The organism is Streptomyces sp. GbtcB6, from assembly GCF_019091475.1.
GTDB lineage: Bacteria > Actinomycetota > Actinomycetes > Streptomycetales > Streptomycetaceae > Streptomyces > Streptomyces hyaluromycini.
This window is the reverse complement of the sequence record NZ_JAGXJL010000412.1, coordinates 1-243: the sequence shown is the minus strand read 5'-3', so window position 1 is coordinate 243 and position 243 is coordinate 1. Positions and strand designations below refer to the sequence as shown.

Annotated in this window: 1 protein-coding gene; it reads left to right on the top strand. The window is 71.6% G+C overall.

The window, feature by feature from the left end:
* On the top strand, positions 1–243 hold a 243-nt coding region (locus KVT45_RS55535), incomplete at both ends, for an AbfB domain-containing protein (protein ID WP_217562754.1).

Here is a 243-nt window from a genome sequence, read left to right as displayed (position 1 = left end):
CTCCCTCCTCAACCACCCGGTGGTGACAACCCCCAGCGCCCCGGCCGACAAGCAGGGGGCCACCTTCACGGTGGTCGTGGGCCTCGCCGACTCCAACGGCTACTCCTTCCGCGACGCCACCGGCAACTACCTGCGCCACTACGACTTCCGGGGCCGCTTCGTCGCCACCGTCGGCACGACGACGTTCGCCGAGGTCGCCACGTTCATCGCCCGCACGGGCACGACCACCGGCTCGGTCCGCCC